The following is a 23,221-nucleotide window of genomic DNA, read 5'->3' as shown; positions in this document are numbered from 1 at the left end:
ATTTAAACACAAATAGTTAACGATCTTATCGATGGATTTTGCGACAATTGCTCAAACTCATCATAATTCTTACGTATATTGTGAATAAAACTGTTTATTTTCATACTCTTTTATCAGGCTTCTTTGCCACATCCCTCAGTTTAAGTACCCCAGTAAATGCTGGCGATCCTCAGCAATTCAATGTCACGATTCCGACATTAACTCAACACGCTGAGATAGATGGTGAATTCAATGAGCCACAGTGGCAACAAGCCGCCAATATTCAACTAAAATACGAAACCTCTCCGGGTGAGAACATTGCCGCATTAGTAACAACAGATGCCAAAATATTCGCAACTGAAACCAGCCTATTTGTTGCCTTTACAGCCCATGACAATAACCCTTCCCAAATTCGCGCTAATTTGCGTGATCGTGATAATTCGTGGGGTGATGATCAAGTCGGCATTAAGTTAGATACATTCAATAATGCCCGTCTGGCTTATCAATTTTTCGTCAACCCTTATGGCGTTCAAAATGACTCTATTGAAAATGAGCTCACTGGCCAAGAAAGTGATGCATGGGATGGGATTTGGTATAGCGCGGGTAAATTAACCGAGCAAGGCTACCAAGTAGAAATCGAACTGCCTCTTAGATTATTTAACTTTGATGATAAGAAAGACATTCAAACTTGGGGGATAGAACTAGTCAGATTTTACCCTCGCAATGAAACTCACCGTTTATCAACCAACAAAATTGATAGAAACGTATCATGTCAACTATGTCAATTAGGCACTGCAACAGGATTAGCTGGCGCGCAGCAAGGCCAAGATATTCAAATTACCCCATCTATTGTTGCAGCGAGAAATAGCCAACGAGAATTGAATCCAAATCAGCCATGGCAAGATGAAGATGATATTGAGGTTGGATTAGATTTACGTTGGGGTATTACCCCGACAACCTTGCTTAATGCCACAATTAATCCTGATTTTTCTCAAGTCGAGGCAGATTCAGGTCAACTCGATGTGAATAATAATTTCGCATTGTTTTACCCTGAAAAACGGGCATTTTTTTTAGATAACAAAGACTATTTCGATACTCAATTAAGCCTATTACACACTCGAAATATTAGTTCGCCAGATTATGGACTTAAATTAACGAGTAAAACTGACGACCATACCATTGCTGTATTAGCGGCAAACGATGAACAAACCCAGTTTCTAGTACCAGGAAACTTAAGCTCAGACGTCGCCACCATAGATGAAGAAAGCTATAACCTTGCAGCACGATATCGCTTTGACCCAAGCAGTGAGCTTTCTTTTGGTGGCTTAGTTACCGCAAAACAATCAGATAACTACCATAACTATGTCGCCAGTGTTGACACCAAATGGCAACCGACAAAACAAGATACATTTACTGCACAATATGTCTTTTCTGATACCGAATATCCTGAAGATTTCTTTCAGCAGTTTTGTAACGGCGATGACTGCTCAACTCCCCCACAAGGCTGTGAAATCGGCAATTGTGATTATAACGAACGAGTACTGCGAACCAAAAAGCAAGGTAACTTTTCTGACAGCATGTATCGCATCAGTTATGACCATGAACGCCGAAATTGGCGGGCATTTTCACGCTATGAATCCACTGGCGAAGACTTTCGAGCAGACTTAGGTTTTATTGAACGCATTGACGCCAGTAAGTTTGTTGCTGGTGGTAATTACTATTGGTACCCAACGGACAACTTCTTTAGCAAGATCCAGTTTGGTGGTGATTGGGATATTACTCATAATCAAAATAATGAAAAAATTGAACAAGAAGCCGAACTATCAGTGAGCTTTGAAGGTGGCTGGCAAAGTTATATTGCTACAGGTATTGTCCACAAAGATCGTGTTGGTCGTCGTCTTGATAGTTCTTCACTTGCTATTGATGGCAATACAAGCATGTATACCATCGACCTAATGTGGTTTTACACTAACTTTGTGCCATTCGACTCGTTAAAAATCGAGTTCGATAGCAACTATGGTGACGATATTGATTACGCCAATGATCGCCCTGCGACAGTGACGATGTTTAACCCTGCGTTTGAATGGAAAATTACCGATTCAATTATTTTAGATATAGACCATAAATACCAAGCGCTTGATGTGGATGAAGGTCGATTATTTACCGCTAATCTAACTGATTTACGCTTAAATTGGCAAATAACCTTAAACAGTTTCTTACGTTTATCGAGTGTTTATACTGATATTGAGCGCGACCCAGACTTATATCAATATCAATCACCCAATGAACAATATCAAAATTTAGGCAACGAGATTTTATACGGCTATAAACTCAATCCTCAGTCGGTATTCTATTTAGGCTACTCTGATGGATTAATTTCTACCGATGACATTGACTCATTAACTCAAAAAGATAAAACCTACTTTATGAAAGTCAGTTACGCTTGGTTGCTCTAGTCAAACCTTAGGTTAATGAATCAAAAAGGACTGCCGAAGCAGTCCTTTTTTATAACTATATAAACAATAAAGCGAGCTTATAACACCACTTTATTTCGTCCAGCTTCTTTTGCTTCATACAAACACAAATCAGCACGATGTAATAAAGTATCTAAGTTAGTATCGGTCGACTCCGCTTTGGCAATACCGCAACTAAAGCTAATCGTTAGCTCACCCGCGTCAGTGATAAAAGGCTGAGAATTAACTTGCTGTCTAAATTTATCCATCACTGTGAATGCACGGTCACCATCAAGTCCTTTAAAAGCCACGACAAACTCTTCACCGCCAAACCTTGCAACAGTAAAGTGTTGTCCGAAAGCATTTTTAAGTCGTTTAGCAAACTCAAACAACACTTGATCGCCCACATCATGTCCGTGAGTGTCATTGACCTTTTTAAAAAAGTCGATATCAATTAAGCCCAATGCAAATTGACCAGCATCAGAGACATCTTTTTCATGTTGGGTAAAAAAGTAACGTCGAGTATAGGCTTTAGTTAAATAATCTCGGTTAGCTTGTTCCCATAAACTGCGGATCATGTCTAATGAGTCAAGCGTATTTAACACACGGCAATGAAACTCTTCGTGGACAAACGGCTTTTGCAAAAAGTCATTAGCGCCATTCTTGATGAAACGTGCAGACAGACTTTCATCCGTGTCATTTGAAAGACCAATAATGGCTAAATCTTCACGGCTAAACTTTTCGCGTACTTTTAGAATTAACTCGAAGCCATCAACATTAGGCATGTTGTAATCAGTGATCAGCAATTGAATATCAGGAGTTTCATTTAATACCGTTATTGCCTCTGCGCCATCACAGGCTTCGAGCACAGTAAAAAGTTGCTGCTCAAGTAAAACCTTAACGAACTTACGACTCACTACTGAGTCGTCTGCCACCAACACTTTGACATGTTGATTTTGATCCAACCTCGCCACAAGCTTAACCACATACTCATAACTGAATCGATTTTCTTTTAACACGTAGTCAGCAATACCCAATTTAAGCAATTTTTTACGCTGACGAGCATCAAGATTTGAAGATAAAACAATACAAGGAGTTTGGTAAGACATCAGCACCAGCTGGGCAATTTCGCCATCTGGTGCATCTGGTAGGTTCAATTCGGCAACCACAACAAAATAGGAATGTTGTTCTAGTAAGGCATTCGCTGATGAAACATCTGCCGCAATATCAACTTCACAATGCAGCTCTTGCATTAACAAATGCCGAAGTACTTTAGATACAGCTTCGTTATCTTCAACAATCAATATACGCAATTAATTCACCTATTTATTATTAGGTCTTTTCTAAAATGATGCTCCCAATAGAATAGCCAGCACCAAATGAACAAAGCAGCCCTAAATCACCAGTCGTAAAATCTTGATTATAATTATGAAATGCAATAATCGACCCGGCTGAAGCAGTATTAGCATATTCATCCAACACCACTGGGGCTTTCAATTTTGTAACATTATCACCGAGAAGTTTACGAACTACAAACATATTCATATTAATATTTGCTTGGTGGAGCCATAACCTCTTAAATTCATTGGCTTGGATCTGCTCTTCTGCCAGCTGTTTATCTAAATGTTGGTAGATCATTGGCAATAATTCTTTGAATACTTTTCGACCTTGCTGATGGAAAAATTTATCAGGTTTTTCAGCATTGTTCGGATCGCAGCGGTTAATATGGCCAAAATTACTGCGGATATTATTAGAAAAATCGGTAAAACATTGGCTAGAAAGTACATTAAATGCATGTTCAGATTGAGCAAGCGATGCACGTTCAACCACAACAGCTGTTGCCACGTCGCCAAAAATGAAGTGGCTGTCCCTATCCCGATAATTCACTTGCGGTGAGCAAATCTCAGGATTAATGACTAATACTCTTGATGCAGTACCTGATTGGACTGCATTTACAGCATTAACAATCGCAAAGGTCGCTGATGAACACGCCACCAGCATGTCATAGGCAAAACCTTTAGTGCCCATTGCTTGTTGAATTTCAATCGCAATAGCAGGATAAGAACGTTGCGTGTAAGCACATGCTACAATCACCAAGTCAATATCTTCTGCATTAAGCTGAGCTTGCTCTAATGCTTGTTGAGCGGCTTTAATGCCAATTTCAGCCTGCATTGAAAGCGCATCTGATGGTTTATCGGCAATTAATGGCATCATCACTTTAGGATCTAAAATCCCATCTTTGACCATCACATACCGGCTTTTAATCCCTGATGCTTTTTCAATAAACTCAGCTGAAGAATGCGATAAAGCGGCAAGCTCACCAGATTCAATTTCGGTACTGTGCTGCGCATTAAATTCGTCTACATAGGTATTAAAACTTAACACTAACTCTTCGTTACTTACGCTAAATGGCGGTGTGTAAAGGCCGCTACCTGAAATAACCACTTTGTTCATATTAGATCTGCCGTATCAATTTGGTGAAAACAACAATTCATCTCGGTGTTGAATCTTGAGCTGAAGCTTACGTGTTGAACAAATAATGACTTTGTTCATTACACCCAATAAGAAAGGATGAATTGCGCTTTTGTAATGTCAGTCTATTACTATCTTTAGTAATCGCTAAGCACAAAATGCTGATTTAGCGATGGTCAGACCATCGAGCTCATTGAAGCGTGCTTAACTAAGACATTGTTATATAAGCAGATGCTTTATTATTATAATTGAGTTAACTTTAATAACTAAAAGGAATAACGAATAACAAAGTATCACTGTTAAAGCCTCTTAAACCGATTATCATTAGACAATGCCAACATAGGAGCAAACCATGAGCAACATTTACGAAGACAATTCATATACGCTAGGTAATACCCCACTAGTGCGCCTTAATCGAGTAAGCAATGGTAAAGTGTTAGCCAAAGTTGAAGCACGTAATCCAAGTTTCAGTGTTAAGTGCCGTATTGGTGCGAACATGATTTGGGATGCTGAGAAAAAAGGCACCCTAACAAAAGAAGTAGAATTAGTAGAGCCAACTTCTGGTAACACAGGTATTGCACTTGCATATGTTGCAGCTGCTCGTGGTTACAAACTTACCCTTACTATGCCAAACACAATGAGCCTTGAGCGTCGTAAGTTGCTTAAAGCACTTGGTGCTAACCTTGTGTTAACTGAAGGCGCTAAAGGTATGAAAGGTGCTATTGATAAAGCCGAAGAAATTCGTCAATCAGATCCTGCTAAGTACTTAATTCTTGGTCAATTCAGTAACCCAGCTAACCCTGAGATCCACGAGAAAACAACGGGTCCAGAGATCTGGAACGATACTGACGGTGACGTTGCAGCATTTGTAGCAGGTGTTGGTACTGGTGGTACTATTACAGGTGTAAGTCGTTACCTTAAAGCACAGAACAAAGATATTGTTTCTGTTGCAGTAGAGCCTGTTGACTCTCCTGTTATTGCACAAGCAAAAGCAGGCCAACCACTTCAACCTGGACCACATAAAATCCAAGGTATTGGCGCAGGTTTTATCCCTGGTAACCTAGATTTAGAGATGGTTGATTTAGTAGAAGCCGTCAGCAACGAAGATGCTATTGCTATGGCTCGTCGCCTAATGGAAGAAGAAGGTATCTTAGTGGGTATTTCTTCAGGTGCTGCAGTTGTAGCTGCAAACCGCATTGCTGAAAAGCCAGAATTTGCAGGTAAGAACATTGTTGTAATCCTGCCATCTGCAGCAGAACGTTACCTTTCATCTGCACTATTTGCTGGCGCATTTGGTGACAGCGAAAACGTACAATAATAAACAATCAAAGATTGTTTTAATAAAAGCCCAGCAATTGCTGGGCTTTTTAATATCTATAACATTTCACAAGCATCACTTAACCTGTTTCAAAAACGACGAACACTGTTCATTACAACAATTTGTCCGTCGCATTCTTAGCACACCGACATTGAAGAACACTTCTGATTGTCGCTATCAACTCCTATACTAAACATTGATAACCAAGATTAATTCGCTGTCGTATCGATATTTTTTATAACTGTAGAGCTAGATCAAAATTTGCTTTTGTTGTGTCTGATACTATCGCCGAAATTTTCTAATCATCCCAACATCCCTATATGTCTTTTTACCAATCTCCTAAATCTATATCCGCTTATGACGCTAAGTTTGAAGCCCAAAAAATTGCCTTCGCTCCTGTTAGTTTCCAAGTGGCCCGTTGTTTAAGCCAGTTTGGCTTACTTGCACAAATCGATCATGCTGGAGAAACGGGTATCAGCCTTACAGAATTAACTAACAACAATGACCTTTCTGAATACGCCATTCACGTGTTACTGGATATGGGATTAAGCATGGGGATATTTTGGTGTAAAAATGAGTTATATCGGTTAGATAAAACAGGATATTTCTTACTGCATGACGATATGGCATCCAAGAACCTAAACTTTATCCATGATGTTTGTTATCAAGGTTTATTTGAGCTAGAAGCATCGCTTAAACAAGGCAACGCAGCGGGATTAAAACACTTAGGAGACTGGGACACCATTTACCCAGGATTAAGCCAACTGCCAGAACAGACAAAACGTAGTTGGTTTGAATTTGACCATTATTATTCAGACCACGCATTTGACAGTTTACTGCCGATGATTTTCAAATCTCAGCCACAACATATAGTCGATGTCGGTGGCAATACTGGTAAATGGGCATTCGCTTGTACTGGCTATGATACAAACGTCAACGTCACCATCATGGATCTACCAGGGCAACTAGCCGTAGCGATGGAAAACGCACGTAACAATATGGTCGATGATAGAGTGTTTCCATTTGAAACAGACCTATTAGACCCAAACAAACCATTTTTTGAAGGCGGTGATTTATACTGGATGAGTCAGTTCTTGGACTGTTTTTCAAAGCAGCAAATTATCACCATTTTAAAACGCACAGTTGCCGCAATGAAACCTAACAGTGAACTGTGTATTTTAGAAACCTACTGGGACAGGCAACCTTACGAGGCGGGAGCATATTGCGTAAACGCCACATCACTTTATTTTACCGCAATAGCGAATGGCTATAGCCGTATGTATCACAGTAAAGATATGTTAAAGATGATCAGTGAAGCAGGTCTTTACGTTGATGAAGACATCGACAATATTGGCTTAGGGCACACCTTATTACGCTGTAAGGTAAAACCATAAGCTAAAACTCCTCATTGTTTACACTTATCAAACTGTAACACCATTGAGTAATTACGTTAAAATCTCTCCATATTGGCAAGCGCTTGAATTAAATTTAACATTTACATTCAAGCGGTATTGCCTACAAATCCAGTAAACATCTGCCATACAGCACTTGTTAAATCGTGATTAACCTCACAAAATCAATTTAGCAACATTAAAATTAACGCCTTTTTGCTAATACATTTTGCAACATCTTCAAACGTCAGCACTTTAGTTGAAGCTAATCATGCACGACATTTCTTTACCGTAGTTACACAAAAAATCCACATTTGCGCTCAAAAAACAACCCGCCCAAGCTTTACCTATTCAGTTACACCCTCTTAGCGTTCGTAACAATATGTGACACCAAAAGTCTATGTTAACTTTAAAAACAAAAACAAGACATAATTATAACAAAAATAACAACTTAACCCTGTAACAGCCATGTTGCCAATGTTATTTAAGTATGATTTTATCCATCTTCCGCAAAGACCTGTTAACCCCATTTACAAGTCAACAAAGAGATTTACTAATTAAAAACGCGGCTTTGATAAAATCAATATAGGAAGAGATGAGATGCAGCTTAATTCAAAAGTAGCCAATGCAATTCGCATAGCATTGGTTGGCGGAGCATTCACCGCAGCGATAAGTTCTCCAGTAGTGCTAGCTGCTGAAGAAGGTGCAGATGTAGAACGCATTCAAATTACTGGTTCACGTATTAAACGTACCGACTTAGAAACAGCGACACCTGTCACTGTTCTTAGTGCAGACGATATGGCAAAGCAAGGCTTTACCACTATCCAAGATGCACTGCAAAACTTAACGTCGACCACAGGAGCCATGACAACTCAAGAAGTCCATGGTTTCACTCCTGCAGCATCTTCAATCAGTTTACGTAACGCAGGTGCAAGCCGTACATTAACGCTTATTGATGGTAAGCGCTTAAATCAGTACCCAAAACCAGCAGGCGGAACGGATAACTTCGTAGATACAGCTAATTTACCAATGGAAGCAGTTGAAAGAATTGAGGTTCTTCAATCTGGTGGTTCTGCAGTTTACGGTGCAGATGCTGTTGGCGGTGTGATTAACATCATCTTGAAAAAAGATTTTGACGGTGCAGCCCTTAAATATCGTCATGGCGATACTATGGAAGGCGGCGGAATGAATGACCGTATCGCGCTTTCATTAGGTTCTTCAAACGAGAAAGGCAACGTATCAACCTTCATTGAGTTCAGTAGCAATGAAGCATTACAAGCCACAGATCGTGAAAACTTCGGCCTACACACTGATAAAGTGCCACACAGTGACTACTCACAATACAGCTCTTATGGTGCGCGTATTGCCGGTACAGGCACAGGGGCTCGTTCACTGTCGCCTCAAGAATGTACTGATGGCGGCTTTTTCTGGGATGATGCACGCAGCATTTGTGGTTTTGACCGTTCAGAATGGCGTGACTTAGAGCCAGAAAGCTATCGCTTTATCAGTACGACTAACTTTAACTATGAACTATCTGACGATATCACTTTCTTAGGTCGTCTTGATTTTGCTAACGCTAAATCAACCACCAACTTTGAACCAATGGCAATTGATGATTACGATATCAATGTTTCAGGTGATGACTTAACCGTGAGCTACGGCGATTTGATGAGCAAGACATTCAGCAAATCAACCGGGCTTGGTGGTGACTTCGCTAATGCCACTGATGGCGATTACTACTATGTTCGACGTCTACACGAATTTGATAACCGTAGTGGCGAAACGAACACCAATAACTACTTTTTCTCAGCAGGTCTTCAAGGCGTTTTAGCTGATGAGTACGATTGGGATATGTCTGTAAACTACGGTCGTACCAACGTCGATGTTTATCGCAGCGGTTTTGCAACTGTTGGTGGCATGTTCGATTACATCACAGCAGGTGAAAACGGTAATTCATTACTTGAAAACATGTCTGACGAAGATGTTGAAGCAGCGTCTTACTCTCCATTTGAGCGTGCTCAGTCTACTCAAAAGAACGTTCAAGCAAACATCACAGGTATGGCGTTTGAAATGCCTGATGGCGATGCGATGTTTGCATTTGGTGCTGAATACACAGAACAAGACTATGAAACAGAATCTGATTCTGAAACCCAAAATGGTTCAGTGCTAACAACAGGTGGTTCATCTGGTGCTGGCGAACGTGATTTCTGGGCAACTTATGCAGAATTAAGTGTCCCATTAATGGACGAATTAACAATCGCTGCGGCGCTTCGTTACGATCACTACAGCGACTTTGGTGGTAATTTATCACCACAAGTAACCGTAGAATACCGTCCTGTTGACGAGTTATTGGTTCGTGGTTCTTGGAGTAGCGTATTCCGTGCCCCTGATATGCACCGTGTATACGGCGATGCGACAAACGGCTTCACTACAGTTATCGACTTTAAACAGTGTCAAGCAATGGGCGGACAGCCTGGTGTTACTAACCCTGATCCAACCATCAATGAAATTTGTAATGAGCTTCACATTGACACCACAACTGGTGCAAACAAAGATCTAGAAGCAGAAACAGGCTACACAGCTAACATCGGTGCAGTTTGGGGTGGCGATAGCTTAGAAGCATCGATTGACTTATGGGAATGGAAACTTGACGACATGGTAAGCGATATTAGCGCTTCGACTGCCGCTCAAGAATACGACACCTATGAAGATATGATCACTCGTGATGCAAGTGGCACAATCACTCACATCAACACTGTGGCTCAAAACTTAGCGTATCAAAAAGTGCGTGGTATTGATTTAACAGCTGGTTACAGCTGGGACTTCAATGATATGGGGGAATTACGAGTTAACTTTAATGGTACTTACATTTTGTTATCTGAAGGTCAGTTAAACCCAACTTCAGATGTTGATGACGACATTGAAGACGGCGGATTACCTCAGTACCGTGCCAACATGATCTTCACTTACTTCATTAATGACTTTGAAACCACGCTAGGTGCTTACCATACAGCACGTATGCACGGTGTGTCTTACAGCTCATTCATTGATGATGACGAGTTCAGCGAAGAAGATTTAGAAGTCGCATCACAGACTAAATGGAATCTAACATCGGCTTATAACTTCACAGATAACATGAAGTTAACGGCTGGTATCGTCAACCTATTTGACGTAGGTCCTAACTTTGACCCAACTAACACATCATGGCCTCACTACCCTCGTAGCGTCTACAACGCTCGCGGACGTGAATGGTTTGTTGAAGGTGAAGTTAAGTTCTAGCGTTAATGTAATACAACTTTAAGTGTCTCCCGACTCTAACGGCATCAAAAGTATCTGATGCCGTTTTTTTATGGCTTTGATTAACTAAACCCAAAGTAATGAGCAGCAACAACCGTCATACTAGATAGTACAAATAAGCCCACCATAAAGCGCCAAATAAACTTAAACCAATTGCCCCAATCAACACGACATACCCCTAACGTCGCCATTAAAGAAGCAGACGTTGGCACCAATACATTGGTAAAGCCATCACCTAACTGAAACGCTAACACCGCAACTTGACGGGTCACTCCGACAAGATCAGCAAGAGGCGCCATTAAGGGCATAGTTAACGCAGCTTGACCAGAGCCTGAAGTCACAAAGAAATTAAACACCGACTGAAACAACAACATAAACCAAGCTGAAAGTGCTGTAGGTAATTGGCCAATGACATTCCCTGCACTGTGCAAAATAGTGTTCAGAACACTCGGTTCAGCAGCGCCAGCACCGCCGAGTAATAACAAGATGCCAGAAGCACAACCTACCAATACTGCAGGCTCAAGCATCGTGCCTGCACCTTGCTTAAAACTCACTGCAACCTTATTCATATTTAAACCATTTAGGTTAAATACAACCCCAATCACCCCCACGATAATTCCCATCGTAAAGAACTGGCTAGCAATTTCTGGAATAAACCAAGCATGTGCAATCACGCCCCATATCACCCAGGCAATTGTGCCTACTATAGTCAGTAGCACTAAAATATCACCAAGATTAAAACGACTGTCTTTGACATGACCTTGCTGGTTATCACGGAAAAATTGATCCGACTCGTAACTAAAAGATGCTGTTGGCGTTTGTTGGATTTTACTGGCATAACGCATAGTAAAAGCAATACCAATTAGCGTGAAACCAAACCACATTATGGCACGAACACCTGCACCAGAAAGTACAGGCACCCCAGCAATGCCTTGTGCAATTGCCACACTAAATGGGTTCATCCAAGAGCTGGCAAAACCAATTTGAGTTGCAACATAAGTCACCATCACAGTGCAGATGGAGTCGTAACCTAATCGAATCATTAACGGGCAAATAATAATCGCAAATGCAATTGCCTCCTCGCCCATTCCAAATACTGCGCCGCCCAATGAAAACAAACTGAATATCACCGGAATAAAGAGTTTTTCATTGCCTTGAGTTTTATCAATTAACCGCAAAATACCGTTATCTATGGTGCCCGTTGCCATCACGACGCCAAAGGAGCCTCCAATGACGAGCATGAACATAATCACCCCGATGGCGCTGCCCCATTTAGAGCCAGACACCATACCTTCAAAGGCAAAATTAAAAAAACCAACCTCGCCATGACCTTTAAACAACGAGATAGGCTCAACTTTAGGCTCGCCAGCGTCATCTAAAGCATATTGAAACGAATTAGGGTCGATTACCGTGCGTGTTTTCTCTGCTCCGTCGATAACATAATGAGCATCTAGAGTAGAAAAAGAACCGATAGGGATAATATAAGTCAGCAACGCAGCAGCAAGAGCAACAAAAAAGATAATCACCAAGGTATCTGGCATCTGCTTTGTGGTGTTACCCGTCAAATTGGTGGAATGTGCTTGAGGCGAATAGCCTTGGGATGAGTCGGAAGTTACTGGTTCTTGATGTGGCGAATTCATTTACAGTCCATTTTTAAGTTATTGTTATATGGATTAATGCCAACACATTAGGCATTTTTACGACACTGGCATACTACAATAGCTAATAAAAAATTCCCATATGCTTTGAAATCGCACCGAAAATAAACCGTAATTGAGTTAATTAATGACAATCTGATTTTCAGTGAGATTTAAGCAGCGATTCAAATTCACTTTGTATTTAAATTAACCACCATTTTTTGCGCCACAGTTTGAAAAAGAGTTAATTCATCATCAGCTAGCCCTTGCGTCATTTGTTGGTATATCTGTTTATCAATCTGATTAATCTTACCCATGATAAGCTGACTTTCTTCGGTTAAACGCAAACATTGACTGCGCTTATCTTCTGGGTTCGGCTCTTTCACAATCAAGCCCTGAGTGATTAACGTGTTCAGTAACCTTGTTACCTGGGCTTTATCTCGATTTAAGAAGTTAGCAATGTCTATCGCTGTACACGGTGATTTTTTATTAATTATTTTAAGCACTCTGACATGCATTGGCGCCACATCTATATCAAGTTGTTCAATATTATCATGCAGTTGCCTTTTCAATACATGTACTAATTGAAACAAACCTTCTAAGGATTTTCGATCTTGCATAATTCACCTCCACCAAAAACTAGTTGACATTATCAACCAAAAAAGAATATAGTTGACATTATCAACCAAATTAAACCAAATCACAAGACAGGAGGATAACAATGAATCCACAAGCCGTAATGACCTCTTCGCAAATTGAACAAGTTAATGAGCCTAAAGTGAGTCAACAAAAAGCCTCGATTATCGTAAAAATACTCACAGTTATGGGAATGATGTCACTCATGGGCGGCACATTAACAGGCTTCATGACTTATATAAATCTTGGCTTGAGTGACACCTTTTTTGCAGACTGGTTTTCTGCTTTTGCTTTAGCTGCGGTCACTATCATGCCAATCGGTTTTACATTAATGGTGGTACTGACCAAACTCACCGAGAAATACCTGCCTCATACAAGTGAAAAAGTACGCAATGTATTAATCGGTCTCACGATGGCCTGTCTTATGGAATCGGGCATTGCCTTATCAACTGTCATTAACAGTATCGGAATCAATGATATGTCTGTCCTGCTTTCTGCATGGTCGCAAACCGTGCTGGCAGCCATACCCGTTGCTCTTGTCATGATGATAACCGTTTCATTAACGATAAAGCCTAAAGTCGAAGCCATTCTTAAAAGCTAACCTTGATTTTAGCCTGGTTATTCAAAACATCATCAGTCATTTTTTATCGTGATAAATCCAGTATCACACTACATATAAAGGTATTAATTATGAATACGATTTTACGCAAAGGTCATCAGTACCGTATTACGATTGAAGAAATCAATCTAGCTGATAACCAAACCGGTCAAACGTTAGATTTTGAATTTCAAGATAGAGAAGATGTACTGAATGTCGTTGAAAAACTGCAAAAAGGCAGCGGCCTTGAGCCTCAAGAAGCCACTAAAGTGGCATTGGGATTAAGATTATTGGGCCCGATAATGATGCAAAACCGCAAGCATCCACTATTCGCCGAGTTTATGCCACATTTTAAAAACTTTATGCATCATCTAAAAAGCACTGTTAAACAGGCAGTAAAGCAGCAAGCGATTAATTAATGTGCCATAAGTTTGTAAGAGGATTGATGGTAGATCGCCTAATTATAAAATGTCTAAATGTAAATCACTTAGCTGTAAATAGCGTTGTAACTGGCGATGCTAACATCGATCACTCTTAGCTGATTTAAATTGGTTTTGAATGAATCAATACAAAAAGCCCAGCATTTGCTGGGCTTTTTAAAAGAGGGTAATTTGATAACGTTTATCTTAGCGAATCTTTTTGTTCCGCTTTAGTCACTAAGGACCCATGACTCGCACCCTGCGAACCAATAGTTAACTGCCCTTGTTGTACTAACCAAAAACCAAGTCCAATAAAGACCCCACCACCAACAATATTACCTAATGTCACAGGGATAAGGTTATTAAACACAAAGCTTAATAAAGTTAAGTCAGCATATTGTTCTGGGTTGATATTAAGCGCAACATAAAAACTTTCAGGAGCAAAAGCATGAATCGCAACCCCTAATGGCACCATAAACATATTCGCAATGCTATGTTCAAAACCACTACTGACAAACATTGCAACTGGCAGCATCATTAATAATGATTTGGTCAGTAAATCTTTTGTCGCAAAAGTCATCCAAACCGCTAGACATACAAGCATGTTACATAAAATGCCTAAAGTGAAAGCTTGTACCCAAGTATGGTGTATTTTATGTTGGGCAATATTAAGTGCATTTAGCCCCCATTGCCCGCCATTTAACTCGAACATGCGTGACATCATAATCAGAAGCACCATCAATAAGGCGCCAACTAAGTTGCCTGCATAAACTCTCGCCCAGCATTGCAATTGGGTTGATGTTTTCACTTGTTTTTGTGCCCAAGGGATTGAGGTTAATACCGTACTGGTGAACAACTCAGCTCCACATACCACTACTAAAATTAGCCCTAAGCTGAAAGCCAGACCGCCAATAAAACGAGTCATTCCCCAATCACTGGTGCTTCCTGTCGTCACCGTGACATAAAATACAAAGGCAATGGCAATAAAAGCACCAGCAAAAATCGATAAAGTAAAAGATTGCCAAGGGCTTTTGGCTATTTTGGCTAAGCCAAATGATTCAGCTTGCTGATAGGTCGAATTTGATGGCGCTGGGGAGGTATTCACTGTTTTCGGCGGGCAATTAACCTGCTCATGCGATGTTGGGGTTATCTCATCGGCAATTTCAGCGTCTTGCTGTTGATCTTGCCCAGTTAATTTTTGCATAAAAACCTCAAATCGCTTTTTAAAAATAAACAACACTTACCATGCACATTTTAGGCGTATCAATATCATGCAACGAGTGTTGTGATAACCATTATTGAAACCCAAAATAAACACGCATCACTCTTATCAAGACTCACAAAAGTAAATTGGTAAGACCAAGATTACCAGTATCAAAACTCAATCACTTTTGACAAATTTACAATTAAACATCGCTAATAAACTATCAGCTTATCTAAAAAATGCTATATATCAGTATAGCAAATCATCATCACAACAAGAAAGCATGACAAAGTGTGCATTTGGAGTGTCGCAAGGGTAGTCACTCTTGGCTAAATAGAAAACTGTTTGCTCAAAAAGTGTTACCCAGCTAACATTTTTGTCGATATCTTACTCAATTTTGATTTAATTAAGTGATGTTGCATAGAAGCTATGATAATATTCATCAGGTAAATTGGTCTTACCAATTTATGATTTAACAAATTTTCGCTGACATTGTAAAAATATTATGGTGCTAGCACACAGATTAGATGCCCTTGCAATTATCCATTAATAGGGGTCTCAATTTTTTGAACTGCCAGCTTGGTTGTAACAGTTATCCATTACCATTAAATGGCAGATCAACAGTTAATTGACGAGAAGGTAAAATACCATGACCGATAAAACAGAATTATTTGCAAACGCTTGGCAAGGTTTTGAAGCTGGTGATTGGAAAACTGAAGTTAACGTTCGCGATTTTATTCAGAAAAACTACACTCCTTATGAAGGCGACGAGTCTTTTCTAGCTGGTGCTACTCAAGCAACTACCACACTTTGGGACAAAGTGATGGAAGGGATAAAGCAAGAGAATAGCACACATGCCCCTGTTGATTTCGATACTGAAATGGTATCAACCATTACCTCTCATGACGCTGGTTACATTAACAAAGAGTTAGAAACCATTGTTGGTTTGCAAACTGATGCTCCTTTAAAGCGTGCCATGCTACCTAACGGTGGTATTCGTATGGTTGAAGGTTCTTGCAAAGCTTATGACCGCGTATTAAACGAAGACATCAAGTACACCTATTCAGAACTACGTAAAACACATAACCAAGGTGTTTTCGATATTTACACGCCAGAAATCATGGCATGTCGTAAATCAGGTGTATTGACTGGCTTACCTGATGCATACGGCCGTGGTCGTATCATTGGTGACTACCGTCGTATCGCGCTTTACGGTATCGACTACCTAATGCAAGATAAGTTTGCTCAATTCTCTTCACTTCAAGCTGGTTTTGAAGCGGGTGAGGATTTATCAAACACGATGCAATTACGTGAAGAAATTGCTGAGCAACACCGCGCCTTAGGCCAAATGAAAAAAATGGCTGCAAAATACGGCTGTGATATTTCATTACCTGCGACCAATGCTAAAGAGGCCATCCAATGGACTTACTTTGGTTACCTTGCCGCAGTGAAAAGCCAAAATGGCGCTGCAATGTCTTTAGGCCGTACTTCTTCATTCCTCGATATCTTCATTGAGCGCGATATTGCTAACGGTGTATTAACTGAAGAACAAGCGCAAGAAATGGTTGACCATTTTGTGATGAAGTTGCGTATGGTGCGTTTCTTACGTACTCCAGAATATGATGAATTATTCTCAGGCGACCCAATTTGGGCAACTGAATCAGTTGCAGGTATGGGTCTAGACGGCCGCACTTTAGTCACTAAGAACAGCTTCCGTTTCTTACATACCCTATACAACATGGGCCCAAGCCCTGAACCAAACATTACTGTTTTATGGTCGAATGCGTTACCACAAGGATTTAAAAACTACTGTGCAAAAGTATCTATCGATACTAGCTCTATCCAGTACGAAAATGACGACCTAATGCGTCCAGATTTTGAATCTGACGATTATGCTATTGCATGTTGTGTTAGCCCGATGATTGTGGGTAAACACATGCAGTTCTTTGGTGCTCGCGCTAACTTAGCAAAAACCATGCTTTACGCCATCAATGGCGGTGTGGATGAAAAGTTAAAAATCCAAGTCGCACCTAAAGCAGATGCCATCACTTCAGATGTACTTGACTTTGATGATGTAATGAACCGTTTAGACGGCTTAATGGATTGGTTAGCAACACAATACGTGACAGCGCTTAATTCTATACATTACATGCACGACAAATACTCTTACGAGTCTGCATTAATGGCGCTTCATGACCGTGATGTACGTCGTACTATGGCATGTGGTATTGCAGGTCTTTCTATTGCAGCGGATTCTTTATCTGCAATTAAGTTTGGCACTGTTAAGCCTATTCGTGATGAAGATGGTATTGCTATTGACTTTGATATTTCTGGTGAATATCCGAAGTTTGGTAACAACGACCCACGCGTAGATGACATAGCTTGTGATTTAGTTGAACGTTTCATGGCGAAAATCCGTACTAAGAAAATGTACCGTAACGCTATTCCAACGCAATCAATCTTAACCATTACCTCTAACGTGGTTTATGGTAAAAAAACAGGTACGACACCTGATGGACGTCCAGCTGGCGCGCCATTTGCTCCAGGTGCGAACCCTATGCATGGCCGTGATGAAAACGGTGCGATTGCGTCACTTACATCTGTAGCGAAACTGCCTTTTGCTCATGCACAAGACGGTATTTCTTATACTTTCTCTATCGTACCAAATGCGTTAGGTAAAGATGAATTAGGTCGCCGCGCCAACTTAGCATCATTAATGGACGGCTACTTTATGAGTAACGCCAATAGCGAAGGTGGTCAGCATTTAAACGTTAACGTGATGAACCGTGAAATGTTAGAAGATGCCATCGTTAACCCTGAGAAATACCCTCAATTAACCATTCGAGTTTCAGGTTACGCTGTTCGCTTTAACGCTCTAACACCTGAACAACAGCAAGATGTAATTACACGTACTTTCACTAAAGGCTTGTAATAATTCTTAAAATTGGTTGTACTTAACTTTATTAGTGTTTCATTAATAAAAACGAGTACAACCTCTTTTTTTGCTTGTTTGGAGACATCATGACCACAGGTCGTATCCACTCTATAGAATCATTTGGTACCGTTGATGGTCCAGGCATTCGTTATGTCGCCTTTATGCAAGGCTGCCTAATGAAATGCCAATACTGCCACAATCGCGATACGTGGGATTTAGACGGCGGCAAAGAAGTCACTGTTGATGAACTAATGAGCCAAATCATTAGTTACAAACCTTTCCTACAATCTGGTGGAGTAACTGCCACTGGTGGTGAAGCTATCCTTCAAGCTGAATTCGTTAACGAACTTTTCAAAGCATGCAAAGCTAATGATCTGCATACCTGTCTTGATACCAATGGTTTTGTGCGTAAATACACGCCCGTCATTGATGAATTACTCGACAATACCGACTTAGTGTTACTTGATATAAAACAAATGGATGATGCTAAGCACATCGATTTAACCAAGGTGAGTAATCAACGAACATTACAGTTTGCAAAACATTTAGCGAAGCGCAATCAAAAAACCTGGGTGAGATATGTAGTAGTTGATGGTTTTACTGAGGATATTGACTCAGCGAAAGCTTTGGCAGACTTCATACAGCCTATGGAAAATGTTGAAAAAGTAGAATTATTGCCTTATCACCAACTTGGCACGCACAAGTGGGAAGCATTTGGTGAAAGCTATTCGTTAACAGACATTAAGCCACCCAGCAAAGAGACTATGGAAGCCATAAAAGCTGTCTTTACTGAGCGTGGAATTAAAGCAGATTATTAATCGTTGGCGAGCAAAAACTTACAGTTGCTCCCAATAACTTTTATCTAAACGTTCAAATGCCATTTTGAGTATCAGCGCCATATCTAAATAACACGCTTTAGCCCCAAGGGGTTGGCAAGATATGCCCATTGAACTCATTTTGGCGGTTAACTGATTTGTCCAATCAAATAAGGTTATCGGCAAAGGATGACGAGCACGCCAGCCCAGCCAGAGTAAACCTTGGATAGGCAAACTGATAAAAAATAGCATTAAGGCAATAGCTTGGGGTAAAAACGCCCAGCCATTAACATACACTTGGCTACAAGCAGCCAAGATAGCAAATAACGGCATCAATAAAATGCCAAGATGGGTTGCTCTGACAACACGATATTCAGGGAAATAAAACCCAAGTTGCCGAACCATAGGCCACGTCTTCATGTAACGTCGACCGTCACCTATGATTTTGAACACGTTTACGTTCAACGGTATGCCCTACAAGTTAGAAATAAATATGCACCATAGCACACAGCGATATTGAGCCCCAAATTTACGGTAAATTTATCGGCTGTTTAGTAAATCATTAACTATGATTGATAGTTGAAATAACACATTTCACATCAATTTTAATTTTGCTCGATCAGACTAATAAGGTCTCAACATGTCAGAAAAACTCGTACTGGTACTCAACTGCGGTAGCTCTTCTTTAAAATTTGCTGTTATTGATGCTGTTTCAGGTGATGATCACATATCAGGACTTGCTGAATGCTTCGGTTTAGAAGATTCACGCATAAAGTGGAAAGTTAACGGCGCTAAAAATGAAGCTAAATTGGGCGCATTTACTGCTCACCGTGAAGCAGTTGAATTTATCGTTAATAATATCCTTGCTGATCAGCCAGAGCTTGCAGCTCAAATTCAAGCTATCGGTCATCGTATCGTTCATGGTGGCGAAAAATATTCTCGCTCAGTGATCATTAATGAAGATGTGATCAGTGGTATTGAAGATTGTGCTTCACTAGCGCCACTTCATAACCCAGCGCATTTAATTGGTATCCGAGCTGCTATGGCTTCATTCCCTGCTCTGCCACAAGTCGCTGTTTTTGATACCGCATTCCACCAAACCATGCCTGAGCAAGCTTATATCTATGCCCTTCCTTATAAGTTGTATCGTGAACATGGTATTCGCCGCTACGGCATGCATGGCACCAGCCACTTATTTGTAAGCCGTGAAGCTGCAAAAGTGTTAAATAAAGACACCACTGATACGAATGTGATTGTTGCACATTTAGGTAACGGCGCTTCAGTTACAGCCATAAAAGGCGGCAAAAGTGTCGACACTTCAATGGGATTAACACCACTAGAAGGTTTAGTTATGGGCACACGTTGCGGAGATATGGACCCATCAATCATTTACCATTTAGTTAACCAACTTGGTTATACCATTGATGAAGTCAATAACTTATTGAATAAGCAAAGCGGCTTATTAGGTATTTCTGAGTTAACCAACGATTGTCGTGGCATTGAAGACGGTTACAAAGATGGCCATAAAGGCGCAACCTTAGCACTGGAAATTTTCTGCTACCGTTTAGCGAAATACATTGCCTCTTACACTGTGCCATTAGGCCGTTTAGATGCCGTTGTATTTACTGGTGGTATCGGTGAAAACTCAGATATTATCCGAGCAAAAGTGCTTGAAATGCTGGCTATCTTTAATTTCAAAGTAAACGAAGAGAAAAACCTAGCCGCGCGTTTTGGTAAAGATGGCATCATTACCGAAGAAAACAGCACTGTGGCAATGGTTATCCCGACTAACGAAGAGTGGGTCATCGCAGAAGACGCTATCAAACTCATTAGCGCTTAATCCCCTTGCCCGACATAAAGCCTGTTAACTCAGGCTTTATTCACGCTCAGTTTAGAGGTAAATATGTCTCGTAATATTATGTTAATCCCGATTGGTACAGGTGTAGGTCTAACGTCGCTAAGCCTTGGGATGGTTCGTGCGCTAGAGCGCAAAGGTGTTAAAGTTCAATTCTTCAAGCCAATTGCACAAATCCGTAATGGCGACAATGGTCCTGAACGTTCAACCACTATTTTAAGTCATTCGCCGACTGTTAATCCGCTTGAACCATTCACTATGGAACATGCTGAAAACTTAATTCGTTCAGAACAAATCGATGTGCTTATGGAGCAAATTATTGCTCGAGCCAGCGAATGTGCCGACAATACCGAAACGATCGTGATTGAAGGTCTAGTACCAACTCGTAATCACCCATTTTCTGATGACATTAACTTTGAAATTGCTAAAGCATTAGATGCTGATGTGATTTTCATTGCAACACCAGGAAATGACACACCCAATGGCTTAATGAATCGCCTAGAGATTGCTTATAATTCTTGGGGCGGCATTAAAAACAAACGTCTTATTGGCTCAATCATCAATAAAATTGGCGCTCCAGTGGACGATGAAGGTCGTGCACGCCCTGATTTATCTGAAGTCTTTGACCATGCAGAAGTATCAACAACTGATACCTCAGCAATGTTCCAGCTACCGGGTAAAAGCCCGCTGCGCATCTTAGGTAGTGTGCCATATAACTTAGACCTTGTTTCACCTCGAGCTTCTGATTTAGCAAAACACCTCAATGCTAAAATCATTAATGCTGGTGAAATGAATACGCGACGCTTACGTAAAGTCACTTTCTGTGCCCGCAGTATTCCTAACATGGTTACTCATATCCGAACCAACTCATTGCTAGTGACATCGGGCGATCGCTCTGATGTGATTGTGTCTGCTTGTTTAGCGGCAATGAATGGGGTCAAGATTGGTGCCCTATTGCTGACGGGTGGATACGAGCCAGAACCTGAAATCATGGCACTGTGTGAACGTGCTTTTGAAACAGGCTTGCCAGTATTTTTGATTAATACAAATACATGGCAAACCTCGTTAAATATTCAACGTTTTGACCATGAAGTCCCTGTTGATGATGCTGTACGAATTGACCGAGTACAAGAGTATGTCGCCAGTCATATCGATCAAAGCTGGATTGAAAGCGTAACGCAAAACTCACCTCGTGAGCATCGTTTATCGCCACCAGCATTTAGATACAAATTAACTGAACTTGCTCGTGCTGCTAAGAAAACCATCGTACTGCCTGAAGGTGAAGAGCCAAGAACCATTAAAGCTGCCGCCATTTGTGCTGAACGTGGTATTGCTCGCTGCGTACTCTTAGGCAACGAAGAAGAAATTCTGCGTATTGCTTCATCACAAGATGTGGTATTGGGCGAAGGTGTTCAAATTATTGATCCTCTGCAAGCTCGTGAGCGCTATGTTGAAGGCATGCTAGATTTACGTCGCCACAAAGGGCTGACTGAAGTCGTAGCTAAAGAGCAACTTGAAGACAATATGGTATTAGGTACCATGATGCTTGCTCAAGATGAAGTTGATGGCATTGTATCTGGTGCAGTCAATACAACAGCTAACACCATTCGTCCTCCACTGCAGTTAATTAAGACAGCGCCAGGGTCAAGCTTAGTATCTTCTATCTTCTTTATGTTGATGCCAGATCAGGTTTTAGTCTACGGTGATTGTGCGATTAACCCAGATCCAAATCCTGAACAATTGGCAGATATTGCCATTCAATCAGCTGAATCTGCTGCAGCTTTTGGTATCGAGCCTCGTGTCGCTATGATCAGTTACTCAACAGGTACATCTGGTACAGGTTCCGATGTTGATAAAGTGCGTGAAGCGACCAAAATCGCCAAAGAAAAACGCCCAGATCTGGTGATTGATGGACCACTGCAATACGATGCTGCAGTCATGGAAAATGTAGCACGCTCTAAAGCACCAGATAGCCCTGTTGCCGGTAAAGCGACAGTATTCGTATTCCCAGACTTGAACACAGGTAACACGACATATAAAGCAGTTCAACGTAGTGCAGACTTAATCAGTATTGGCCCAATGCTTCAAGGTATGCGCAAGCCAGTCAACGATTTATCTCGTGGCGCTCTCGTTGATGATATTGTCTACACCATTGCTTTAACAGCTATACAAGCGGCGCAGAATGAGCAGTAAACACAGATTGTGTTAATGC

16 protein-coding genes are annotated in these 23,221 nt (G+C 40.8%); 10 read left to right on the top strand and 6 right to left on the bottom strand.

Features of this window, described 5'->3' with window-relative positions:
• Positions 1–80 precede the first annotated feature (80 nt).
• Entirely contained in the window at positions 81–2,435 is a 2,355-nt protein-coding gene (locus tag AB4128_RS15930) for a DUF5916 domain-containing protein (protein ID WP_372038257.1), read from the top strand.
• Positions 2,436–2,512: 77 nt separating this feature from the next.
• On the opposite strand, the gene AB4128_RS15925 is transcribed toward AB4128_RS15930, so the two are convergent.
• Both AB4128_RS15925 and AB4128_RS15920 read right to left on the bottom strand, forming a co-directional pair.
• Positions 2,513–3,745, bottom strand: coding sequence for a response regulator (locus AB4128_RS15925; RefSeq protein ID WP_055024704.1), 1,233 nt, complete (start codon positions 3,743–3,745; stop codon positions 2,513–2,515).
• A gap of 19 nt (positions 3,746–3,764) precedes the next feature.
• Positions 3,765–4,886: a beta-ketoacyl-ACP synthase III gene (locus AB4128_RS15920; protein ID WP_372038256.1), complete on the bottom strand. Its 1,122-nt coding sequence runs from the start codon at positions 4,884–4,886 to the stop codon at positions 3,765–3,767.
• A gap of 370 nt (positions 4,887–5,256) precedes the next feature.
• On the opposite strand from AB4128_RS15920, the gene cysK reads away from it, so the two are divergent.
• The 3 genes from cysK to AB4128_RS15905 all read left to right on the top strand — a co-directional run bounded on the left by cysK (position 5,257) and on the right by AB4128_RS15905 (position 10,892).
• On the top strand, positions 5,257–6,222 hold the full coding sequence (cysK, locus tag AB4128_RS15915; protein ID WP_055024706.1) for a cysteine synthase A: 966 nt from the start codon (positions 5,257–5,259) through the stop codon (positions 6,220–6,222).
• 320 nt (positions 6,223–6,542) lie between these two features.
• Positions 6,543–7,616 (top strand): methyltransferase, encoded by a 1,074-nt coding sequence (locus AB4128_RS15910; RefSeq protein ID WP_372038254.1) that lies wholly within the window; start codon positions 6,543–6,545, stop codon positions 7,614–7,616.
• Positions 7,617–8,213: 597 nt separating this feature from the next.
• Positions 8,214–10,892: a TonB-dependent receptor gene (locus tag AB4128_RS15905; RefSeq protein ID WP_055024708.1), complete on the top strand. Its 2,679-nt coding sequence runs from the start codon at positions 8,214–8,216 to the stop codon at positions 10,890–10,892.
• 80 nt (positions 10,893–10,972) lie between these two features.
• Here AB4128_RS15905 and yfcC read toward each other — a convergent pair whose 3' ends face one another.
• Complete coding sequence (gene yfcC / locus AB4128_RS15900) at positions 10,973–12,451, bottom strand: putative basic amino acid antiporter YfcC (RefSeq protein ID WP_211031251.1); 1,479 nt, start codon at positions 12,449–12,451, stop codon at positions 10,973–10,975.
• Between the two features lie 287 nt (positions 12,452–12,738).
• Positions 12,739–13,167, bottom strand: a complete 429-nt coding sequence (locus AB4128_RS15895; protein ID WP_065110603.1) for a MarR family winged helix-turn-helix transcriptional regulator — start codon at positions 13,165–13,167, stop codon at positions 12,739–12,741.
• Between the two features lie 101 nt (positions 13,168–13,268).
• Here AB4128_RS15895 and AB4128_RS15890 point away from each other — a divergent pair, with 101 nt between their 5' ends.
• Together AB4128_RS15890 and AB4128_RS15885 are read left to right on the top strand one after the other, a co-directional pair.
• The gene (locus AB4128_RS15890) at positions 13,269–13,784 is read left to right on the top strand and encodes a DUF2798 domain-containing protein (RefSeq protein WP_372038253.1); all 516 of its coding nucleotides are present in this window, start codon (positions 13,269–13,271) and stop codon (positions 13,782–13,784) included.
• A gap of 89 nt (positions 13,785–13,873) precedes the next feature.
• Positions 13,874–14,200 carry a DUF3861 domain-containing protein gene (locus AB4128_RS15885; protein WP_055024711.1) on the top strand — a complete coding sequence of 109 codons (327 nt, stop codon included), beginning with the start codon at positions 13,874–13,876 and terminating at the stop codon, positions 14,198–14,200.
• A gap of 202 nt (positions 14,201–14,402) precedes the next feature.
• Here AB4128_RS15885 and focA read toward each other — a convergent pair whose 3' ends face one another.
• Complete coding sequence (gene focA / locus AB4128_RS15880; RefSeq protein WP_080916077.1) at positions 14,403–15,404, bottom strand: formate transporter FocA; 1,002 nt, start codon at positions 15,402–15,404, stop codon at positions 14,403–14,405.
• A 649-nt stretch (positions 15,405–16,053) separates the two neighbouring features.
• Between focA and pflB the strand changes: the two genes are divergently transcribed.
• Both pflB and pflA read left to right on the top strand, forming a co-directional pair.
• Positions 16,054–18,336, top strand: a complete 2,283-nt coding sequence (gene pflB / locus AB4128_RS15875) for a formate C-acetyltransferase (protein ID WP_055024713.1) — start codon at positions 16,054–16,056, stop codon at positions 18,334–18,336.
• 86 nt (positions 18,337–18,422) lie between these two features.
• Positions 18,423–19,157: a pyruvate formate lyase 1-activating protein gene (gene pflA / locus AB4128_RS15870; RefSeq protein WP_119969429.1), complete on the top strand. Its 735-nt coding sequence runs from the start codon at positions 18,423–18,425 to the stop codon at positions 19,155–19,157.
• A gap of 18 nt (positions 19,158–19,175) precedes the next feature.
• On the opposite strand, the gene yfbV is transcribed toward pflA, so the two are convergent.
• Entirely contained in the window at positions 19,176–19,619 is a 444-nt protein-coding gene (gene yfbV / locus AB4128_RS15865) for a terminus macrodomain insulation protein YfbV (RefSeq protein ID WP_055024715.1), read from the bottom strand.
• Between the two features lie 175 nt (positions 19,620–19,794).
• Between yfbV and ackA the strand changes: the two genes are divergently transcribed.
• Together ackA and pta are read left to right on the top strand one after the other, a co-directional pair.
• Entirely contained in the window at positions 19,795–20,994 is a 1,200-nt protein-coding gene (gene ackA, locus AB4128_RS15860) for an acetate kinase (protein WP_065110606.1), read from the top strand.
• 63 nt (positions 20,995–21,057) lie between these two features.
• Positions 21,058–23,202: a phosphate acetyltransferase gene (gene pta / locus AB4128_RS15855; RefSeq protein ID WP_372038251.1), complete on the top strand. Its 2,145-nt coding sequence runs from the start codon at positions 21,058–21,060 to the stop codon at positions 23,200–23,202.
• The last annotated feature ends 19 nt before the right edge of the window (positions 23,203–23,221 follow it).

The sequence above is a fragment of the Shewanella sp. 10N.286.52.A9 genome, assembly GCF_041468985.1.
Classification (GTDB): domain Bacteria; phylum Pseudomonadota; class Gammaproteobacteria; order Enterobacterales; family Shewanellaceae; genus Shewanella; species Shewanella japonica.
Note: the sequence above shows the minus strand (reverse complement) of the source record. Positions and strands in the feature narration are given on the sequence as shown.

Coding starts and splice junctions, on each gene's coding strand:
- AB4128_RS15920 (WP_372038256.1), bottom strand. CDS start 4,886: ATGAACAAAGTGGTTATTTCAGGTAGCGGCCTTTACACACCGCCATTT.
- cysK (WP_055024706.1), top strand. CDS start 5,257: ATGAGCAACATTTACGAAGACAATTCATATACGCTAGGTAATACCCCA.
- AB4128_RS15910 (WP_372038254.1), top strand. CDS start 6,543: ATGTCTTTTTACCAATCTCCTAAATCTATATCCGCTTATGACGCTAAG.
- AB4128_RS15905 (WP_055024708.1), top strand. CDS start 8,214: ATGCAGCTTAATTCAAAAGTAGCCAATGCAATTCGCATAGCATTGGTT.
- yfcC (WP_211031251.1), bottom strand. CDS start 12,451: ATGCCAGATACCTTGGTGATTATCTTTTTTGTTGCTCTTGCTGCTGCG.
- AB4128_RS15895 (WP_065110603.1), bottom strand. CDS start 13,167: ATGCAAGATCGAAAATCCTTAGAAGGTTTGTTTCAATTAGTACATGTA.
- AB4128_RS15890 (WP_372038253.1), top strand. CDS start 13,269: ATGAATCCACAAGCCGTAATGACCTCTTCGCAAATTGAACAAGTTAAT.
- AB4128_RS15885 (WP_055024711.1), top strand. CDS start 13,874: ATGAATACGATTTTACGCAAAGGTCATCAGTACCGTATTACGATTGAA.
- focA (WP_080916077.1), bottom strand. CDS start 15,404: ATGCAAAAATTAACTGGGCAAGATCAACAGCAAGACGCTGAAATTGCC.
- pflB (WP_055024713.1), top strand. CDS start 16,054: ATGACCGATAAAACAGAATTATTTGCAAACGCTTGGCAAGGTTTTGAA.
- ackA (WP_065110606.1), top strand. CDS start 19,795: ATGTCAGAAAAACTCGTACTGGTACTCAACTGCGGTAGCTCTTCTTTA.
- pta (WP_372038251.1), top strand. CDS start 21,058: ATGTCTCGTAATATTATGTTAATCCCGATTGGTACAGGTGTAGGTCTA.